At 73.1% G+C, this 17,624-nt stretch carries 16 protein-coding genes; 11 read left to right on the top strand and 5 right to left on the bottom strand.

Annotated elements, in window-relative coordinates; translation table 11 throughout:
- The first annotated feature begins 3 nt into the window (after positions 1–3).
- From NQ707_RS10135 to NQ707_RS10125, 3 genes are read left to right on the top strand one after another with little or no spacing between them, the layout of a single operon-like run.
- Complete coding sequence (locus tag NQ707_RS10135; protein ID WP_058743657.1) at positions 4–882, top strand: hemin ABC transporter substrate-binding protein; 879 nt, start codon at positions 4–6, stop codon at positions 880–882.
- Positions 882–1,925: a FecCD family ABC transporter permease gene (locus NQ707_RS10130; RefSeq protein ID WP_404435692.1), complete on the top strand. Its 1,044-nt coding sequence runs from the start codon at positions 882–884 to the stop codon at positions 1,923–1,925. Before NQ707_RS10135 ends, NQ707_RS10130 begins: the two co-directional genes overlap by 1 nt.
- Before the next feature lie 2 nt (positions 1,926–1,927).
- A complete protein-coding gene (locus tag NQ707_RS10125; RefSeq protein WP_404435707.1) occupies positions 1,928–2,689 on the top strand; it encodes a heme ABC transporter ATP-binding protein in 762 nt (253 codons plus the stop codon).
- 33 nt (positions 2,690–2,722) lie between these two features.
- Here the strand turns inward: NQ707_RS10125 and NQ707_RS10120 are convergent, their stop codons facing one another.
- Positions 2,723–3,757 carry a hypothetical protein gene (locus tag NQ707_RS10120; protein ID WP_064725259.1) on the bottom strand — a complete coding sequence of 345 codons (1,035 nt, stop codon included), beginning with the start codon at positions 3,755–3,757 and terminating at the stop codon, positions 2,723–2,725.
- An 84-nt stretch (positions 3,758–3,841) separates the two neighbouring features.
- Positions 3,842–4,906: a septation protein SepH gene (gene sepH, locus NQ707_RS10115; protein ID WP_404435690.1), complete on the bottom strand. Its 1,065-nt coding sequence runs from the start codon at positions 4,904–4,906 to the stop codon at positions 3,842–3,844.
- A 343-nt stretch (positions 4,907–5,249) separates the two neighbouring features.
- Here sepH and NQ707_RS10110 point away from each other — a divergent pair, with 343 nt between their 5' ends.
- Complete coding sequence (locus tag NQ707_RS10110) at positions 5,250–5,549, top strand: DUF4193 domain-containing protein (protein ID WP_058731643.1); 300 nt, start codon at positions 5,250–5,252, stop codon at positions 5,547–5,549.
- Positions 5,550–5,672: 123 nt separating this feature from the next.
- Here NQ707_RS10110 and NQ707_RS10105 read toward each other — a convergent pair whose 3' ends face one another.
- Entirely contained in the window at positions 5,673–6,254 is a 582-nt protein-coding gene (locus NQ707_RS10105; RefSeq protein WP_081101582.1) for a DUF3093 domain-containing protein, read from the bottom strand.
- Positions 6,255–6,477: 223 nt separating this feature from the next.
- Here NQ707_RS10105 and dut point away from each other — a divergent pair, with 223 nt between their 5' ends.
- The 4 genes from dut to NQ707_RS10085 all read left to right on the top strand — a co-directional run bounded on the left by dut (position 6,478) and on the right by NQ707_RS10085 (position 9,059).
- Positions 6,478–6,936 carry a dUTP diphosphatase gene (gene dut, locus NQ707_RS10100; RefSeq protein WP_064725257.1) on the top strand — a complete coding sequence of 153 codons (459 nt, stop codon included), beginning with the start codon at positions 6,478–6,480 and terminating at the stop codon, positions 6,934–6,936.
- A 69-nt stretch (positions 6,937–7,005) separates the two neighbouring features.
- Positions 7,006–7,803 (top strand): DUF3710 domain-containing protein, encoded by a 798-nt coding sequence (locus NQ707_RS10095; protein WP_081275463.1) that lies wholly within the window; start codon positions 7,006–7,008, stop codon positions 7,801–7,803.
- A gap of 1 nt (position 7,804) precedes the next feature.
- The gene (locus NQ707_RS10090) at positions 7,805–8,269 is read left to right on the top strand and encodes a hypothetical protein (protein WP_061225476.1); all 465 of its coding nucleotides are present in this window, start codon (positions 7,805–7,807) and stop codon (positions 8,267–8,269) included.
- A 40-nt stretch (positions 8,270–8,309) separates the two neighbouring features.
- Positions 8,310–9,059 (top strand): DUF3159 domain-containing protein, encoded by a 750-nt coding sequence (locus NQ707_RS10085; protein ID WP_064725256.1) that lies wholly within the window; start codon positions 8,310–8,312, stop codon positions 9,057–9,059.
- Here NQ707_RS10085 and NQ707_RS10080 read toward each other — a convergent pair.
- Complete coding sequence (locus tag NQ707_RS10080) at positions 9,010–9,747, bottom strand: TrkA family potassium uptake protein (RefSeq protein ID WP_064725255.1); 738 nt, start codon at positions 9,745–9,747, stop codon at positions 9,010–9,012. The two genes, NQ707_RS10085 and NQ707_RS10080, sit on opposite strands and share 50 nt — an antisense overlap.
- A 2-nt stretch (positions 9,748–9,749) precedes the next feature.
- Complete coding sequence (locus NQ707_RS10075; protein WP_058730299.1) at positions 9,750–10,487, bottom strand: TrkA family potassium uptake protein; 738 nt, start codon at positions 10,485–10,487, stop codon at positions 9,750–9,752.
- A 116-nt stretch (positions 10,488–10,603) separates the two neighbouring features.
- Between NQ707_RS10075 and NQ707_RS10070 the strand changes: the two genes are divergently transcribed.
- The 3 genes from NQ707_RS10070 (at position 10,604) to acnA (ending at position 17,257) form a co-directional block, all read left to right on the top strand.
- The gene (locus tag NQ707_RS10070; protein WP_404435686.1) at positions 10,604–12,652 is read left to right on the top strand and encodes an APC family permease; all 2,049 of its coding nucleotides are present in this window, start codon (positions 10,604–10,606) and stop codon (positions 12,650–12,652) included.
- Entirely contained in the window at positions 12,649–14,163 is a 1,515-nt protein-coding gene (locus NQ707_RS10065; protein ID WP_404435684.1) for a class I SAM-dependent RNA methyltransferase, read from the top strand. The genes NQ707_RS10070 and NQ707_RS10065 overlap by 4 nt, the downstream gene beginning before the upstream one ends.
- 286 nt (positions 14,164–14,449) lie before the next feature.
- Positions 14,450–17,257, top strand: coding sequence for an aconitate hydratase AcnA (gene acnA, locus NQ707_RS10060; protein ID WP_058730302.1), 2,808 nt, complete (start codon positions 14,450–14,452; stop codon positions 17,255–17,257).
- Positions 17,258–17,624: the final 367 nt, after the last annotated feature.

Here is a 17,624-nt window from a genome sequence, read left to right as displayed (position 1 = left end):
CCCGTGACCGTCAAGGACCATCAGGGCACCGAGGTCACCGTCACGGACACCTCACGGATCCTCGCCCTGGACCTGTACGGCACCCTCGCCCAGACCGTCGAGGCCCTGGGCCAGGGAGACAAGCTGGTCGGACGGGTCACCTCATCCACCGAGGAGTCCCTGAAGGATCTGCCGCTGGTGACGGAGAACGGTCACGATCTGAATGCCGAGGCCATCATGAAGACGGCCCCGACGGTCGTGCTGATGGACACCACCAACGGGCCCACCGAGATCACCGAGCAGCTGCGCTCGGCGGGGATCACCGTGGTGCACTTCTCCCCGGACCGGCGCATGGACCTGATCGACGGGCAGATCCAGAAGGTCGCCGACGCCCTGGGGGTTCCGGAGGACGGCAAGCGCCTGGGGGAGCGGGTGCAGAAGGATCTGGACCACGCGATCCAGACGATCCGCGACGTCGCCCCCGGTGAGGACGGGAAGAAGCTGTCCATGGCCTTCCTGTACGTGCGCGGCAACGCCGGGGTGTTCTTCATCCTGGGCAAGGGCAGCGGGGCGGATGACCTGATCACCTCCCTGTCCGGGGTCGACGCCGCGACCGAGAAGGGAGTGGAGGACATCGTGCCCGCCACCTCCGAGGCTCTGGTCAAGCTCAACCCGGATCTGATCCTGGCGATGAGCAAGGGCATCGAATCCACCGGCGGCATCGACGGGTTCCTGGCTCGTCCGGGCGTCGGGGAGACCACGGCCGGGAAGAACCGGCGCGTCGTGTCCATGGCCGACGGACAGATCCTGTCCTTCGGGCCGAACACCCCGGCGGTGCTGCTCTCCCTGGCCCAGGCCGTCTACGCCCCGGACGCGGTGTCCGGGGACGGGGCCTCCTCCTGATGCCGCAGAGGGGCCGCGCCGGGCGCATCGGGGGGACCCTCGTCGCGCTCGGCGTCGTCCTGGCGGTGCTCTGCCTGCTCTCCGCGGGTCTCGGCCAGTACGAGATCCCGGCCAGGGACGTCCTGAGTTCGGTGACCCGGCGCCTCGGGTGGTCCCCGGTCCAGCCCTCCCTGCAGCTGGCGGATGCGACCCTGTGGAACATCCGCTTCCCCCGCATCGTCCTGGGCGTGCTGGTCGGGGCGGCCCTGGGCTGCGCCGGGGCTGTCATGCAGGCGGTGTTCGGCAACCCGCTGGCCGAACCCGGTGTCATCGGCATCTCCGCGGGGGCCGCCGTGGGGGCGTGCCTGGCCATCGTGCTGGGCCTGAGCTTCCTCGGGATCTTCACCGTGCCGCTGCTGGCCTTCGTCGGGGCCATGGTCACCACGGTCGTGGTCTACGTCCTGTCCCGCAGCGATGGCCGGGCCGGGGTGATCACCATGATCCTCACGGGCATCGCGGTGACCGCCGTGGCCAATGCCGCGATCGCCTTCCTGGTGTTCGTCGCCAGCCCCACCGACCGGGATCAGATCGTGTTCTGGCAGATGGGGTCCCTCAACGGCTCCACCTGGAAGGCCGTCTTCTCCGCGGGCCCGATCATCCTCCTCGGCCTCGTCGTCGGTCTCGTCATCGCCGGAAGGCTGAACCTGCTGGCTCTGGGCGATCGGGCGGCGCGGCACACGGGCGTCGACGTCGAGCACCTGCGCATCGCCGCCATCACCAGTGCGGCCCTGCTCACGGGGGCGGCCGTGGCCTACGCCGGGATCATCGCCTTCGTCGGGCTGATCGTCCCGCACGTCCTGCGCCTGGCGCTGGGTCCCTCCAACCGCGTGCTGCTGCCGGCCTCGATGCTCGGCGGGGCCGTGCTCATCGCCGCCTCGGATCTGGCGGCGCGCACGCTGGTGCCCTTTGCGGATCTGCCCATCGGGATCTTCACGGCCCTGGTCGGGGGTCCGACCTTCTTCGTGCTGCTGCGGCGCACCCTGCGCAAGGGGGTGAGCCTGTGAGCCTGCTGCGAGCCGAGGGCATCGGCCACGGCTTCGGGGAGCGGTCCGTGCTCGAGGACATCACCGTGGACGTCGAGGCGGGGGAGGTGCTGGCCCTGATCGGACCCAACGGCGCAGGGAAGTCCACCCTGCTGTCCGCGCTCGCCGGGGACCTCACCCCGGGCCGCGGCACGGTGCGGGTGGGCGAGAGGGCCCCGAGCGGCTGGAGCCCCATGGAGCTGGCCCGACGGCGCAGCGTCCTGCTGCAGAACTCCCAGGTCGCGTTCTCCTACCCCGTGGAGGAGATCGTGGCCATGGGGCGGACCCCGTGGAAGGGGACTCCGCTCGCCGAGGAGGACGACCGGGCCTGCGCCGAGGCGCTGGAGACGACCCGCACCCGGCGGCTGCGCCATCGGGACATGACCACGCTGTCCGGCGGGGAGAACGTCCGGGTCCAGCTGGCCCGGGTCCTCGCCCAGCGCACCCCGCTGATCCTCCTGGATGAGCCCACCGCGGCCCTGGACATCCTGCACCAGGAGGAGACGCTGCGCACCTGCCGGGAGCTGGCCGCGGATGGGGCCGGCGTCGTCGTGGTCCTGCATGACCTGGACGTCGCCGCGGCCTACGCCGACCGGATCATCCTGTTGGAGCACGGCCGGATCGTCGCGCAGGGCACCCCGGAGCAGGTGTGCACGAGTCAGCGGCTCAGCGCGGTCTACGGCTGGGACATCGAGGTGCTGCGCCACCCGGTCTCCGGGCGCCTGCTCGTGCTGCCCCGCCGCTGATCAGGCACCCCCGCTCCACCGTCCGCGGCAGACCTACCCGCCGGAGCCGCCCGCGGTGCCCGCGTCCTGCCCCGACTGCGCGTTCTCATCCTGCGCGCCCTGATCCTGTCCACCCTGCCCGCGGGTGTCCTGGGTGGGCTGCTGCCCGCCGGGGTTGGTCGGGGCCGGGGCCTGGGTGCTCGGGGCGGGCGCCTGGGTCGTGGGCTCGGGCGCCGGGGCGGATGTCGGCTCCTGCGTGGGCTCCTGGGTCGGCTCCGGTGTTGTAGGCTCCTCGGTCGGCTCCGGGCTCGGCGCGGCGCTGGTGGTCGGCGCCTGCGTGGGCTCCTGGGTCGGCTGCGGCGCCACCGAGATCTCCCCCTGCTGCGGAGGCTCGATGACCGTGGGCTGCGGGGCCGGGCTGGTCTCCTGCCGGGTCGGCTGCGCGCTGCTGGGGGAGGGTGAGCTCGAGGTGGTGCGCGGCGCCGAGGAGGTCGGGGCGGGGGCTGGCTGGTCCCCGCGCTGCTGGTAGAGGTAGGTCGCCCCGGCGCCGATGCCGAGACCGATCACGGCCAGACCGGCCAGGGCCGCGATCCGCCCGGCCCGCCCGCGCCGAGCCGGGGCCGGCCCCGCATCCTGATCCGGGGCTTCCGGCGCCGACTGCTCGGGAGCCGAGGCGGTCTCCCGGGCGGCCGTGACGGGTGCGACCCCATCGAGCCCCGGCGTCGCCCCGGTCCTGGGGGAATCCGTCGCGGATGCCGCGGTCTGCTGCCGGCGTCGGCGCGCCCAGCGGCGCCGCTGAGCGGTGGCCTCCGGATCGTCGGGCAGCTGCGGGCCGAACAGCTCATCGTTCAGACTCACCATCGGCTCGGTGGGCTGACCCGTCGCGGTCTGTGCGGTCGCATCGTCCACGTACTCGTAGCCCGGTGCCAGCGCCTCGCGCTCCTCCTGCGCGGCGACCTGCTCGGTCGCCTCCGTCTGCGGAGCCGACTCCTCGGCGCCCGCGGCCTCCCGGGCGGCGGAGTCCTCGGATCCGCCGTGCGGGGCCGCGGGGTCCTGTGCGCTGTCGCGACGACGCCGTTTCTTGGCCATGAAGTCACTGTCCCATATCAGGTGCGGTCGTGGTCGATGCCGATCCCGTCCGGCGGGCGGCCCGGGAGCGTGCGGGGGTGTGGATCAGTGCCGACCGCCGAAGACGATGTCGTCCCAGCTGGGCACGGAGGGACGCCGGCCGGAGCCCCGCTGAGCCCCGGCGCCGGGGTGCCGGCCGTGGTCGGCGTCTTCGTCGGCCCGAGGATCGGTCTCCTCCGGGGCGGAGGCATCCTCGCCCATCCGCTCGGCGAGGCTCTGCACGCGGGCGTCGGAGGAGGGATCGGTTCCGGCCGCCCGGCCGCGACGCCGCTGCAGCTCCTCCAGCAGCTCGTCCTGGGCGTCCTGCGTGGGCTCCGGCACCGTGCGCAGCTCCGCACGCTCGGCCGGGTCGGTCTCGGCCGTCGCGGATTCCGACGGGGCGGGATCCTGCCCGGCCGGGGCGGACTCGTCCGCCTCCGGGGCCTCCGGATCCTGCGCCTGATCGTCCAGCTCCTGCGGGCCGGGGGAGGGCTGGCCCGTCGCCTCCTGCCCTCCGGTCTCGCGGCCCAGGAGGAACTCGGCGACGGCGTTGGCCGCGGTCACGGTCTGGTTGGCGGGGTTGTAGACGAAGCGAGCCGGGAACTCGGCGCCGTCGGGCAGCTGCCCCAGGGCCGCGGGGGAGTAGTCCACGGACACCGAGACGTTCCACTGCCCGTCCTCGCGCTGCCAGGAGTTCCACTGGGCGTCGCCCTCGGCGAAGCCCCAGTCCTCCCGCACGGCCACGATCTGCTCGTGCAGGCTCGGACGGGTCGAGACGGCGGTGCGCTCGGCGTGCAGCGGGGTCACCGCCACGGCCTTGGCCTCGGCGACGATGTGGGAGCGCTCGGCGAGGATCGGCCATTCGTAGCGGCGCACCCGCTCCGGCTTCCACCCGGACTCGGCCACGATCTCATCCACGCTGGCCCCCTGGCGGAACCGGGTCTGGATGTCCCGGGGCCCGAAGACCCCGTTGCCGGACAGCCCCCGGGCCGGATGGGCGCGACGGGCCTTGACCACGGCGTTGCGCAGGTCGGAGTCGAGGGGCGCGCTGAAGCGCTGCTCGCCATCCGGGGTCTCCAGGATGAGGTGCTGCCCGTCATCGTGCACCCCTACGAATCGCAACTGCTGCATCGGCTCTCCTTCGACATCGTGACCGTCCGCCGGGCCCGCCGCCCCGGCGCCGGGCTCGGCGATGACGGCTCCCGCGAGGGTATCACTGACCAGAGTACCCGTTCGCTCCGCGCGGATTCGGGCAGGTGCGGGGCCTGTTTCCGCCCCTGACGACGCCGTGCGCGCGCCTCGGCTGGACACGGTGTGTCCGATGGTGTTCAATCGTCGCGTTACCGGCGCCGCACCGTCCCCTGCACCGCGAATCCGAGGGGCAGCATCGCGTGCCGAACGGACCGCACATCCGTCACGACCGGCTCTCATCGAGGAGAGCGGGTCCCCCGACATCGAAAGGGTGACTCACCCAATGGCCACCGATTACGACGCCCCCCGCAAGCAGGACGAAGAGACCAGCGCCGACTCCATCGAGGAGCTGAAGTCCCACCGCGGGGATCAGCAGTCCAACGTCGTCGACGAGGACGAGAACGCCGCCGCGGAGAGCTTCGAGCTGCCCGGGGCAGATCTGTCCCACGAGGAGCTCTCCGTCGTCGTGCTGCCCGCCCAGCAGGACGAGTTCACCTGCGCCTCCTGCTTCCTGGTCCGCCACCGCTCGCAGATCGCCCGCGAGGAGGACGGCCTGTACTACTGCGTGGAGTGCGAGGGCTGAGGCTCGCGCCTCCCCAGACCGGCGAGGGCCCGGCGGATCCGCCATGATCCGCCGGGCTCTCGCCCGTTCCGGCTGCGTCGGCGGCGCCGCCGGACCCGAAGGCCGCCGTTCGCGCGGGCAGTCTCAGCGGCGCCACCCGGGGTTGTCCTCCGGGGAGGCGGCCGGCTCGGTGTACTCCAGGGCGTGCTCGTCCTGCTCGTCCGGATCCCCGCCCAGGGCCCGCACCAGGTCCTCCGGGTGCCGGGCGTTGGCCAGCCAGTAGGGGGTGGGGTCCGCGGGATCCTCGATGCGGATGCGCACCACGGGGGAGACCCACGGGCGGAAGCACATGTAGGCCCGTCCGTCCGCGGCCGGCCCCGCCGCGATCCGAGCGGCGTCCCCGCGGAATGCCTCGGCCCGCCCGACGTAGCGCCGTTCGATGTGGGCCCGGCCCACCTGCAGGGAGTCCTGGGTGACCTCCAGGACCGGGGAGGTGGCCGTGAGGATCACCCCGAGCAGGCCCGCCAGGACGACGGCCACGGCGGTGCCGATCGGGATGCTGATGGGGGCCCCGATGAGGAACACGGCCAGGCCGAAGACCACCACCAGGATCCAGGTTCCCACCGAGGGAACCAGCTTCTCCCGGAACAGCACCTCCCCGGGAGCCGTCACGGCCGGGGAAGAGGCGGGGGCGTCATCGTGCGGGGTGGGCAGGGATGCTGACATGCCTCCAGGATCTCACGAACCCGACCCCGCACGCCCCGCGGCCCGGGGGCCGGGCGGTGCGGCAGGGTCCCGCCCCGCCGGTTCCCCGTCCGGTGAACTACAGTGGCCTACGGGCCCCCGACGCCGTCCGGGTGCCGCGGCGCGAGCGGCAGACGGGAGGCTGGCGCCCCGGCCACACGCCGTCTTTTCGCATCCCGTCCACCGAGGAAGTGCTCCCGAGACCATGAGCCAGACCACCGAGATCCCGCTGCAGCTGCTGGACCCCGAGCTGGACCCGCCGAGCTACGCCCACCCCGGAGACGCCGGCGCGGACCTGCGCAGCCGGGTGGACCTCGTGATCGAACCGGGCCACCGGGCCGCCGTGCCCACCGGCGTCGCCCTGGCCCTGCCCCGCGGCCTGGTGGGGCTGGTGCACCCGCGCTCCGGACTGGCCCTGAAGCACGGCGTCACCGTGCTCAATGCCCCCGGCACGGTGGACTCGGGATACCGGGGAGAGATCGTGGTGACCCTGCTGAACACCGACCGCAGCGAGCCCTTCGCGATCCGCCGCGGGGACCGCATCGCGCAGCTGGTGGTGCAGCGCCACGAGACCGCCGCGTTCACGCTCGTGCCGACGCTGGCCGCCGAGGACGAACCCGCCGCCCGCGGCGCCGGCGGCTTCGGCTCCAGCGGGACCCGCTGACGACACCACCGACGCGACCAGGCACCGGGTCGGCACACGACCAAGACGACGAGGAGAGGCTGAGGCAGCATGCTGGGATTCGGCAGGAAGAAGAAGGACCAGGCCGAGCAGGAGCCGGCGGTCGACGAGCAGAAGGACGCCGCGCGGAAGGATGACGCATGGAAGGACCCCGCGGCGTCGCAGGCCGAGGTCAGCGACGCCGCGGGGGAGGCCCAGGCCCCTTCCGAGACCGAGGAGCGGACCTCCCAGCGGGCCCAGACCGGGCCCTTCGACCTCGCCGAGGTCGACGCGGCGGACCTGGAGGGGTTCATCGACCTGGGCGGGCTGCGCATCCGCCGCGAACCCGGGGTGAACCTGCGCCTGGACGTGGATCAGAAGTCCCAGCGGGTCGTGGCCGTGACGCTGGAGGAGGGTCAGGCCAGCGTGCAGGTCCAGGCCTTCGCCGCGCCGAAGTCCCGCGGGCTGTGGCCCCAGATCCGCACCGAGCTGGCCGAGTCCGTGCGCTCCCAGCAGGGCATGGTGGACATCACCGAAGGGTCCTTCGGGCGCCAGGTGCTGGCCAAGATCCCGGCCAGCCTGCCGGACGGGCAGCGGGGCCTGCGCGTGGCCCGCTTCGTCGGGGTGGACGGGCCGCGCTGGTTCCTGCGCGGGGTGTTCACCGGGGACGCGGCCGTGCAGGAGCAGGCCGCCGCCCGCATGGAGGAGCTGTTCCGCGGCATCGTCGTGGTGCGCGGGCGCGAGCCGATGGCCCCGCGGGACCTGCTGCCCCTGGAGGTCCCCGCCGAGGCCGTGCGTCGCACCGAGCCCCAGGAGGAGCCGGACCTGCAGGTCCCGCAGCGCGGTCCCGAGGTCACCCAGATTGGCTGAGGTGCCGACCCCGCCCCGGCCCGAGCGGCGCGGCGGCACCGCCGAGTACCTGCCGGTGCACGGGTCCATGTCCCACCAGCCGGGGATGAGGCCGCGGGTGCGGGTGCTCGTGGAGGGGCGGATCAGCGAGGTGCGCCTCCAGCCGATCGGGGCCCTGCCGCGCTACGAGGCCGAGGTGGAGATCCGCCAGTCCCTGCGCACCGTGGTCAGCGCCCAGACCAAGGCGGCCCGCGGCTCCTTCGCCGCGCCGACCTCCGCGATCGCGATGGACACCCCGGAGCTCTCCGACGCCCCCGGTCCGCTGGCCCCGGGGGCCCGGGTCCGCCTGATCTGGCACGGCCAGCGCAGCGTCCCCGGGCTCGACGCCGGGACGCGGCTGCGCTGCTCCGGGATGCTCGCCCGGGATGCGGTCGGCCCGGTCATCTACAATCCCCGCTACGAGATCGTCTCCCGGCACACCCCGTGACCGGCGTCGACCGACCCGCCCAGGAAAGGACCCCGGACCCGTGACCCAGGACCCCGGACAGCGTTCGCCCCAGCACCCCGAGTCCGACGGGGCCTCACCGGACTCCCTCGGGCGCACCCTGGCCGCCTCCTACGGCGCCTCCGGAACCTTCCGCCGGGACGAGCAGGGCCGCATCGACCTGCTGCACGCCGTCGGCGGGTGGCGGGGGATCGCGGAGTCCGTGCTGCCCAGCCTGGTCTTCCTCGTCGTCTACCTTTTCACCCAGCACCTGGGCCACGCCCTGTGGGTGGCCGTGGCCGCGGCCCTCGCGGCCGCCCTGCTGCGCCTGGCCCAGCGCGGCAGCCTCCTGCAGTCCCTGGCCGGGGCCGCGGGAGTGCTGGTGTGCGCCGGATTCGCTCGCTTCACCGGCCAGGCCGCGGACTACTTCGTGCCCGGCTTCTGGATCAACGGCCTCTATCTGCTCGGCGCCCTCGTCTCGATGGTCGCCCGCTGGCCCGTGATCGGGCTGTTCTACGGTTTCCTGCGCGGGGAGGGCACGGCCTGGCGCTCCCGGCCCGAGCGGCTGCGGGCCTACCAGTGGGCCACGGTGGTCTTCGCGGGGATGCTGGCCCTGCGCCTGGCGGTGCAGCTGCCCCTGTACGCGGCTGATCTGGTGGGGCCGCTCGGGGCCGCCCGGATCGTCATGGGCACCCCGTTCTACCTGCTCGTGCTGTGGCTGGGGTGGCTGATCTCCCGCCCGGCTACAGCTCCTGACCGTGGGCCGTCTGATCGCGGTCCGGAACCTGCCTGACCCCCTGATCCTCGGTCCCGGCCTCGCCCGCGGCGCGGTTGAAGGTCAGCTGCAGCTCCCGCTCCCCGTGGGCGGTGGTGATGAAGAACAGCTCGTCATCGCCCTCCAGGACGTCGTCGTCGCTGGGGGTGATCGGGATCCCGTCGCGCAGGATCGCCACCAGGGTGGTCTGCTCGGGCCACTCGATCGCGCCGACCTCCGTGCCGATGAACCCGTGCCCGTGGGGCACGGTGTACTCGATGAGGGTGGCCCCGCCGGCCTGCAGGTTCAGCAGCCGCACGACGCCGCCGACCTCCACGGCCTCCTCGACCAGCGCCGTCATCAGCCGCGGGGTGGACACGGCCACGTCCACTCCCCAGGCGTCGTCGAACAGCCACTCGTTCTTGGGGTTGTTGACCCGGGCGATGGTGCGCGGCACCCCGAACTCGGAGCGGGCCAGCAGGGAGACGACGAGGTTGGACTTGTCATCTCCGGTGGTCGCGACGATCACGTCCGCGGACTGCGGGGCGGCCGCGCGCAGCACGGACAGCTCGCAGGCGTCCCCGATCAGCCACGAGGCGCCCTGCAGGTTGGAGCGCCCGATGGCCTCGGGCTTCTCGTCCACGAGGGTCACCTCGTGGCCGTGGGTCAGCAGCTCCCGGGCGATCGAGGATCCCACGGATCCCGCGCCCACGATCAGCACCTGCACCGCTAGCTCCTTCCCTCCCCGCGCCGGCGCAGCGCCCGGCGGGGCCGATCGTCCTCCCGGTACTCCTGCTCCTCCGGATCCTGCGGCGGATTCGCGAAGACCTTCGCGACCTCGTCCACCTCCTGGGTGCGCAGCATCGCGTGCACGACGTCGCCCTGCTGGTAGCTGGTGTCGGGGCCGGGCAGCTGGCCCTCGCCGAAGCGGGTGATGAACGCGATGCGCACCTCCGCTGCGGCCTCGATGCGCTCCAGCGGCAGGCCCGCCCAGGCCGGGTGCAGCTTCAGCTCGGCCAGCACCAGCCGCCCGGAGGCCTCCCGGTAGTCCCCGGTGACGTCCTGCTCGGGCAGGATCCGGCGCAGCACCTGGTCCGTGGACCAGCGCACCGCGGCGACCGTGGGGATGCCCAGGCGCTGGTAGAACTCCGCGCGATTCGGGTCGTTGATCCGGGCGACCACGTGCTGGACCTTGAAGGTCTCCCGGGCCACCCGGGAGGCCAGGATGTTGGAGTTGTCCCCGGAGGAGACGGCGGCGAAGGCGTAGGCCTGCTCGATGCCGGCCCGGCGCAGCGTGTCCCGGTCGAAGCCGATGCCGGTGATCTGGCGGCCCTGGAAGTCCGCGCGCAGGCGCCGGAAGGCCGCCTCGTCCCGGTCGATCACGGACACGGTGTGCCCGGCGGTCTCCAGGGAGTGGGCGAGCATCACGCCCACGCGCCCGGCACCCATGATGACGAAGTGCGGCACGGCGGGATCAGTCCTTCCGGGGCGGTACGGGGGCGGTGAGCGGTCGGGTCCGAGCTCCACAGTAGTGCACCCGTCCCCTCCCGGCGCACCCCGAGGCGGTGGGGTAGCGTGGGCCTGTGCGAACCCCGGGCTCCCGTCTGCGCGACGCGGTCCTCGGCGCTCCCCAGGAGACCGAGCGGCTGCGTCGGCTCTCCCTGCCTCGGCGCCAGGCCATGCCCCTGTTCGGCGCCGACGGCGTCTCCTCCCTGGCCTACTCCCCGGACGAGGTCGTCATGGTCCTGGCCCTGGCGGGCACGGCCGCGCTGAGCCTGGCCCCGTGGGTGGGGTTGCTCATCGCGGTGACCCTGCTGCTGGTGATCGGCACCTACCGGTACAACCTGCGTGAGGTCGCCCGCTCCGGCGGGGACTTCCAGGTGGTCTCGGATCGGCTGGGACCCCGAGCGGGCACCGCGGCGGGGGTCAGCCTGCTGTTCGACTTCGTGCTGACCGCGGCCGTCTCCGCCGCGGCGGCCTCCTCCTACCTGGTGACCCTGCTGCCCTCGCTGGCCGGGCACCGGGTGGGGATCTGCCTGGTCATCATCGCCGTGCTCACCGCGGTGCGCCTGCGCGGGATCGGCCTGATCGGGCGGCTGAACCCCGTGCCCGCCTACCTGTTCGTCCTGCTGGTGGCGGTGCTGGTGGCCGTCGGGCTGGCCCAGGACGCCGCGGGCACCCTCGGACCCGCCCCGAGCGCGGACTACGGCATCCAGCCGGGCCGCCAGGTGGAATCCGTGGCCACCGGCGCCGGGCTGGCACTGCTGGTGCTGCGGGCCTTCTCCTCGGGCGCGGTGGGCCTGACCGGCGTGGAATCGGTGTCCAACTCCGCCCGGTTCTTCCGCCGCCCCCGGGCACGCGGCGCCTCCCAGACCCTCCTGGCCATGGGGCTGGTCTCCGCGGTCTTCCTGGTCGCGGTGCTGCACCTGGTCCGGGCCACCGGCGCCGTCGTCGTCATGGACCCGCGCCAGCTGGTCATCGACGGGGCGACGGCCCCGGCGGACCTGCACCAGATGCCCCTGCTGGCCCAGGTCTCCCGGGCGGTCTTCGGCGACGGGCTGCTGGGGGCGCTGGTGCCCATCGCCACGGTCCTGGTGCTGCTGGTGGCCCCGGCGGCGGCCTACTCGGGCTTCCCGGTTCTGGCCTCCGCGATGGCACGGCGCGGCTACCTGCCCGTGCACCTGAACGCCCGGCTCAACCGCGCCGTCTACGCCAACGCCGTGCTGCTGCTCGGGGTCGCGGCCTGCCTCGTGGTCCTGGCCTTCGGCGCCCAGGTCAACGACCTCATCCAGCTGTACGTGCTGGGCGTGCTGTTCTCGATGTCCCTGACCCAGGCGGCCGTGATCCGCACCCGGCACCGCAGCATCCGCCTGGTCCTGGACCGGCTGCCCCGCAAGCGGCTGATCCGCGACCAGCTGGTCACCTGCGTGGGCTTCGCCGCGACCGTGCTCGGGCTGCTGATCGTGCTGGTGACCAAGCTCGTGCAGGGCGCCTGGGTCACGGTCCTGGTCGTGCTCGTGGGAACCTGGCTGTGTCTGCGGATCAAGAGCCATTACGAGCGAGTCGATGAGGAGCTGGCCGTGCGCGAGAACAACCCCCTGAAGGCCCTACCCTCCCGGGCGCACGCGATGGTCGTCATCCCGCGGCTGCGTCTGCCCGCGCTGCGGGCCCTGGCCTACGCCAGGGCCTCCCGGCCCTCCAGCATCGAGGCGCTGGTGCTGAACATCGACGAGACCCGCACCCACCGCATCCGAGCCCTGTGGGACCGCTACGAGGTGCCCGTGCCCCTGACGATCCTCGCCGCGCCCTTCCGGGACCCGGTGGCCCCCGTGGTGCGCCACGTGCGCCGCTTCCTGAAGCGCTCCCCGCGCGACGTCGTCGTGGTCTACATCCCGGACTACGTGGTGGAGCACTGGTGGCAGGCCCTGCTGCACCACCGGCTCTCCCGGCGGCTGGTGCGGGCCCTGCGCCGCGAGCCCGGGGTGATCACCGCGGTGGTGCCCTGGCGGCTGGGCCGCGAGGACGGGCAGGACGTGCCCGATCCGACGCAGACCCCGCGGGTCGTGGACGGGCAGGCCCCGGGCGAACCGGCGGCCTCGGAGACGACGCAGACGGCGGAAGGACAGCGATGAGGATCGGCGACGAGTTCGCGGTGCGCCTGACCGGCATGGCCCACGGCGGGGCGGCGCTGGGTCGGCACGAGAACCGCGTGGTGTTCGTGCGCCACGGGATCCCCGGCGAATCCGTGCTGGTGGAGGTCACCGGCCTGGGCCCGAAGGGCCGCTACGCCGAGGCCCGGCTGCTCGAGGTCCTGGAGGCCTCCCCGGACCGGCGCGAGCACCCGTGGCCCGCCGCCGATGCCCTGCTCACCCTGCACCCGGTCGGCGGCATGGAGTACGGGCACATCCGCCCCGAGCGCCAGCGCCTGCTGAAGGCCGACGTGCTGCGCGAGCAGCTGGTGCGCCTGGGCGGGATGGATCCCGCGGACCCCCTGCTGGAGCAGCTGACGGTCGTCGATCCCGCGGCGCTCGCGGACCCGGCCGTGCTGGCCGCCGCGGGGAGCTCGGACCGGCAGGGGCACTCCGACCCGGAGCCCTCCGGGGCTCACGGCGGCTGGCGCACCCGGGTGCACTTCGCCGTGGACGACGAGGGCCGCCCCGGGATGCACCCCTACCACGAGGAGCGGGTCATCCCGGTGGAGCGCTTCCCCCTGGCGGTGCGGGAGATCCAGGAGCTGGGCCTGGGCGCGGGGCGCTTCCCTGGGGTCTCCCGGATCGACGTCGCCGCCCCCTCGGCGGGTGCGGGCTCGGCTAGCCGGCCGCTGATCCTGTTCACGGCCGCCCCGGACACGCAGGATCTGGCGCCGCTGGGCCGGGAGCTGGATGTGGCCCTGGATGCCTGCCCGGCCGACGTCGAGGTCTCCGCGGTCCTGCAGCCGGCGCGCATCCCCGGACGCCGCGGCCCCCGGCCCCAGCCGATCGTGCTGCGCGGGGATGACCACGTGGTGGAGACCCTCCCCGTGCCGAGCCCGGACCGGCCCGATGCCCCCGCCCCGCTGCGCTTCCGCGTGGGTGCGGGCGGGTTCTGGCAGAACCACCGGCTGGCCCCGGCCGCCCTGACCGAGACCGTCCGGCAGCTGGCCGACGTCCGCCCGGCGGACACCGTGTGGGACCTGTACGGCGGGGCCGGGCTGTTCGCGGCGCTGGCCGCGGACCAGGTGGGTGCGGGCGGCACGGTGTGGTCCGTGGAGGGCTCCCCGGTCACCTCCGGGGACGCCCGGCACAATCTGGCAGGACAGGGTCCGGCCCGCACCGAGGGCTCGCGGGGGGCGAAGGTCATCGCCCAGCGCGCCGCGGTGGAGCGGGCCCTGACCGGCAGGCCCCGCACCGGGACTCCCGACGTCGTCGTGCTGGATCCTCCGCGGGACGGGGCCGGGCGCGCCGTGATGCGGCGGCTGGCCGCCTGCGGGGCGCGGCGCATCGTGTACGTGGCCTGCGACCCGGCGGCCCTGGGCCGGGACGCCGGCTTCCTGCGCGCGGACGGCTGGGAGCCCACGGCGGTGCGGGGACTGGACCTGTACCCCGAGACCCACCATCTGGAGGCCGTCGCCGTCTTCCAGCCGGGCCCGGACCGCTCCCACTGAGCGCGAGCTGAACGGTGGGCCGCGTCAGGGGAGGGGCCGCGCCGTGCCCTGCCGCCGGACGCGCCCCGACGGATGTGGCCTCGGCTACGTCCCGATGCTGGGGTGGCGGGGGTGAGCGGGTAGACTGCACGGCGAAGGCTTAGCGTCACTGTGTCTCCAAAGGTCTGCATCACACACCGGAAGAAGGCGAAGGCGCCCCACTCACGGGCACGCGACCGCTGGGATCCCACCGGACGAGGACGGCAGCTGGGCCTGGACCATGAAGCGGCGAGAGGAGTGCCACGCAATGAGCACCGTGGACAGCTTCGGTTCCAAGGACGTCCTGGACGTCGACGGCACCGAGTACGAGATCTACCGGCTGGACAAGGTCGAGGGTTCCCAGAACCTGCCCTACAGCCTCAAGGTTCTGCTGGAGAACCTGCTGCGCACCGAGGACGGTGCCAACATCACCGAGGACCACATCCGGGCGCTGGCCTCCTGGGACCCCACCGCGGAGCCCGACACCGAGATCCAGTTCACCCCCGCGCGGGTGATCATGCAGGACTTCACCGGCGTGCCCTGCATCGTGGACCTGGCGACCATGCGCGAGGCCGTCAAGGAGCTGGGCGGGGATCCGAACAAGATCAACCCGCTGGCCCCGGCCGAGCTGGTCATCGACCACTCCGTGCAGATCGACTCCTTCGGCAACAAGGACGCGATCGAGCGCAACATGGACATCGAGTACCAGCGCAACGGCGAGCGGTACAAGTTCCTGCGCTGGGGTCAGACGGCCTTCGAGGACTTCAAGGTCGTGCCCCCGGGCATGGGCATCGTGCACCAGGTCAACATCGAGTACCTGGCCCGCACCATCATGGCCCGTGAGGTCGACGGCGTCCTGCGCGCCTACCCGGACACCCTGGTCGGCACCGACTCCCACACCACCATGGTCAACGGCCTGGGCGTGCTGGGCTGGGGCGTGGGCGGCATCGAGGCGGAGGCCGCTATGCTCGGCCAGCCCGTGTCCATGCTGATCCCGAAGGTCGTGGGCTTCAAGCTCACCGGCAAGATCCCGGCCGGCTCCACCGCGACCGACGTCGTGCTGACCATCACCCAGATGCTGCGCGAGCAGGGCGTGGTCGGCAAGTTCGTGGAGTTCTACGGCGAGGGCGTCTCCGAGGTGCCCCTGGCCAACCGCGCGACCATCGGCAACATGAGCCCCGAGTTCGGCTCCACCGCCGCGATGTTCCCGATCGACGAGGTCACCCTGGACTACCTGCGCCTGACCGGGCGCTCGGAGGAGCAGGTGGCCCTGGTGGAGAAGTACACCAAGGAGCAGGGCCTGTGGCACGACCCCTCCCAGGAGGTCGCCTACTCGGAGTACCTGGAGCTGGACCTGTCCACCGTGGTCCCGTCCATCGCCGGCCCGAAGCGCCCGCAGGACCGCATCGAGCTGACCAAGGCCAAGGAGCAGTTCCGCTCGGACCTGACCAACTACGTGCACGAGGACGTCTCCGAGCAGGAGAAGGAGTCCTTCCCCGCCTCGGACGCCCCGAGCCACTCCGCGACCGAGGAGCAGGAGGAGCAGGAGCGCCCGCGCGCGACCGTCTCGGCCGCCGCCGGGGCGGAGGGTCGCGCCTCGGATCCCATCGAGGTCTCGATGCCGGATGGCCGCGAGTTCGAGATGGACCACGGCGCGGTGGCGATCGCCTCGATCACCTCCTGCACCAACACCTCCAACCCGTCCGTGATGATGGCCGCCGGTGTGCTGGCCCGCAACGCCGCGGCCAAGGGTCTGACCTCCAAGCCGTGGGTCAAGACCTCGATCGCCCCGGGCTCCAAGGTGGTCACGGACTACTACGAGAAGGCCGGGCTGCTGCCGGACCTGGAGAAGGTCGGGTTCTACGTGGTCGGCTACGGCTGCACCACCTGCATCGGCAACTCCGGGCCCCTGGAGGACGAGGTCTCCCAGGCGGTGAACGAGAAGGACCTCTCGGTCACCTCGGTGCTCTCCGGCAACCGGAACTTCGAGGGCCGGATCAACCCGGACGTGAAGATGAACTACCTGGCGTCCCCGCCGCTGGTCATCGCCTACGCCCTGGCCGGGTCCATGGACTTCGACTTCGAGAACGACCCCCTGGGCCAGGACCCGGACGGCAACGACGTGTTCCTCAAGGACATCTGGCCGGACCCGACCGAGGTGCAGAAGATCATCGACGACTCCGTGTCCACGGAGGCGTACACCACCGAGTACGGCACGATCTTCGACGGCGACGAGCGCTGGCAGTCCCTGGACACCCCCACCGGAGACACCTTCGAGTGGGATGAGGAGTCCACCTACGTGCGCAAGCCCCCGTACTTCGAGGGCATGGCCATGGACCCGGAGCCGGTGGAGGACATCCACGGCGCCCGGGTGCTGCTCAAGCTCGGGGATTCGGTGACCACGGACCACATCTCCCCGGCGGGCTCCTTCAAGACGGACACCCCCGCGGGGCAGTACCTGACCTCCCACGGGGTGCAGCGCAAGGACTTCAACTCCTACGGATCCCGGCGCGGCAACCACGAGGTCATGATCCGGGGCACCTTCGCCAACATCCGCATCAAGAACCAGCTGCTGGACGGCGTGGAGGGCGGGTTCACCCGCGACTTCACCCGCGACGGCGAGCAGGCCGCGGTCTACGACGCCGCGCAGCACTACGCGGAGGAGAACACCCCGCTGGTGGTGCTCGGTGGCAAGGAGTACGGCACCGGGTCCTCCCGCGACTGGGCGGCCAAGGGCACCCGGCTGCTGGGGGTGCGCGCGGTGATCACCGAGTCCTTCGAGCGCATCCACCGCTCCAACCTGATCGGCATGGGCGTGCTGCCGCTGCAGTTCCCGGCCGGGGAGTCCCACGAGTCCCTGGGCCTGGACGGCACGGAGACCTTCTCCATCACGGGAGTCACCGAGCTGAACGAGGGCCGCACCCCCAAGACGGTGCACGTGACCGCCGAGCACCCGGAGGGCAAGACCACCGAGTTCGACGCCGTCGTGCGCATCGACACCCCGGGGGAGCGGGAGTACTACCGCAACGGCGGGATCCTGCAGTACGTGCTGCGCAACCTGGTGCGCCAGCAGTAGGGCCCGTTCCACCGACGACGGCCGGGCCCCCCCCCCGCGGGGGGCCGGGGGGGGGGGGGGGGGGGGGGGGCGGCCCCCGGGGGGGGGGGGGGGGGGGGGGGGGGGGGGGGGGGGGGGGGGGGGGGGGGGGGGGGGGGGGGGGGGGGGGGGGGGGGGGGGGGGGGGGGGGGGGGGGGGGGGGGGGGGGGGGGGGGGGGGGGGGGGGGGGGGGGGGGGGGGGGGGGGGCGGGGGGGGGGGGCGGGGGGGCCCCCGGGCCGGGCCCGGCGGGCCGACGCCGCGGGGGAGGGGACCCAGCGGGAGGTGCGGGCCCGCGCCCTGGGCCTGGCCGCCGGGGTCCTGGAGAACCGGGAGGATCTGCGCGGCAAC

The sequence above is a fragment of the Rothia sp. BD8 genome, assembly GCF_044878465.1.
Classification (GTDB): domain Bacteria; phylum Actinomycetota; class Actinomycetes; order Actinomycetales; family Micrococcaceae; genus Rothia; species Rothia kristinae.
Note: the sequence above shows the minus strand (reverse complement) of the source record. Positions and strands in the feature narration are given on the sequence as shown.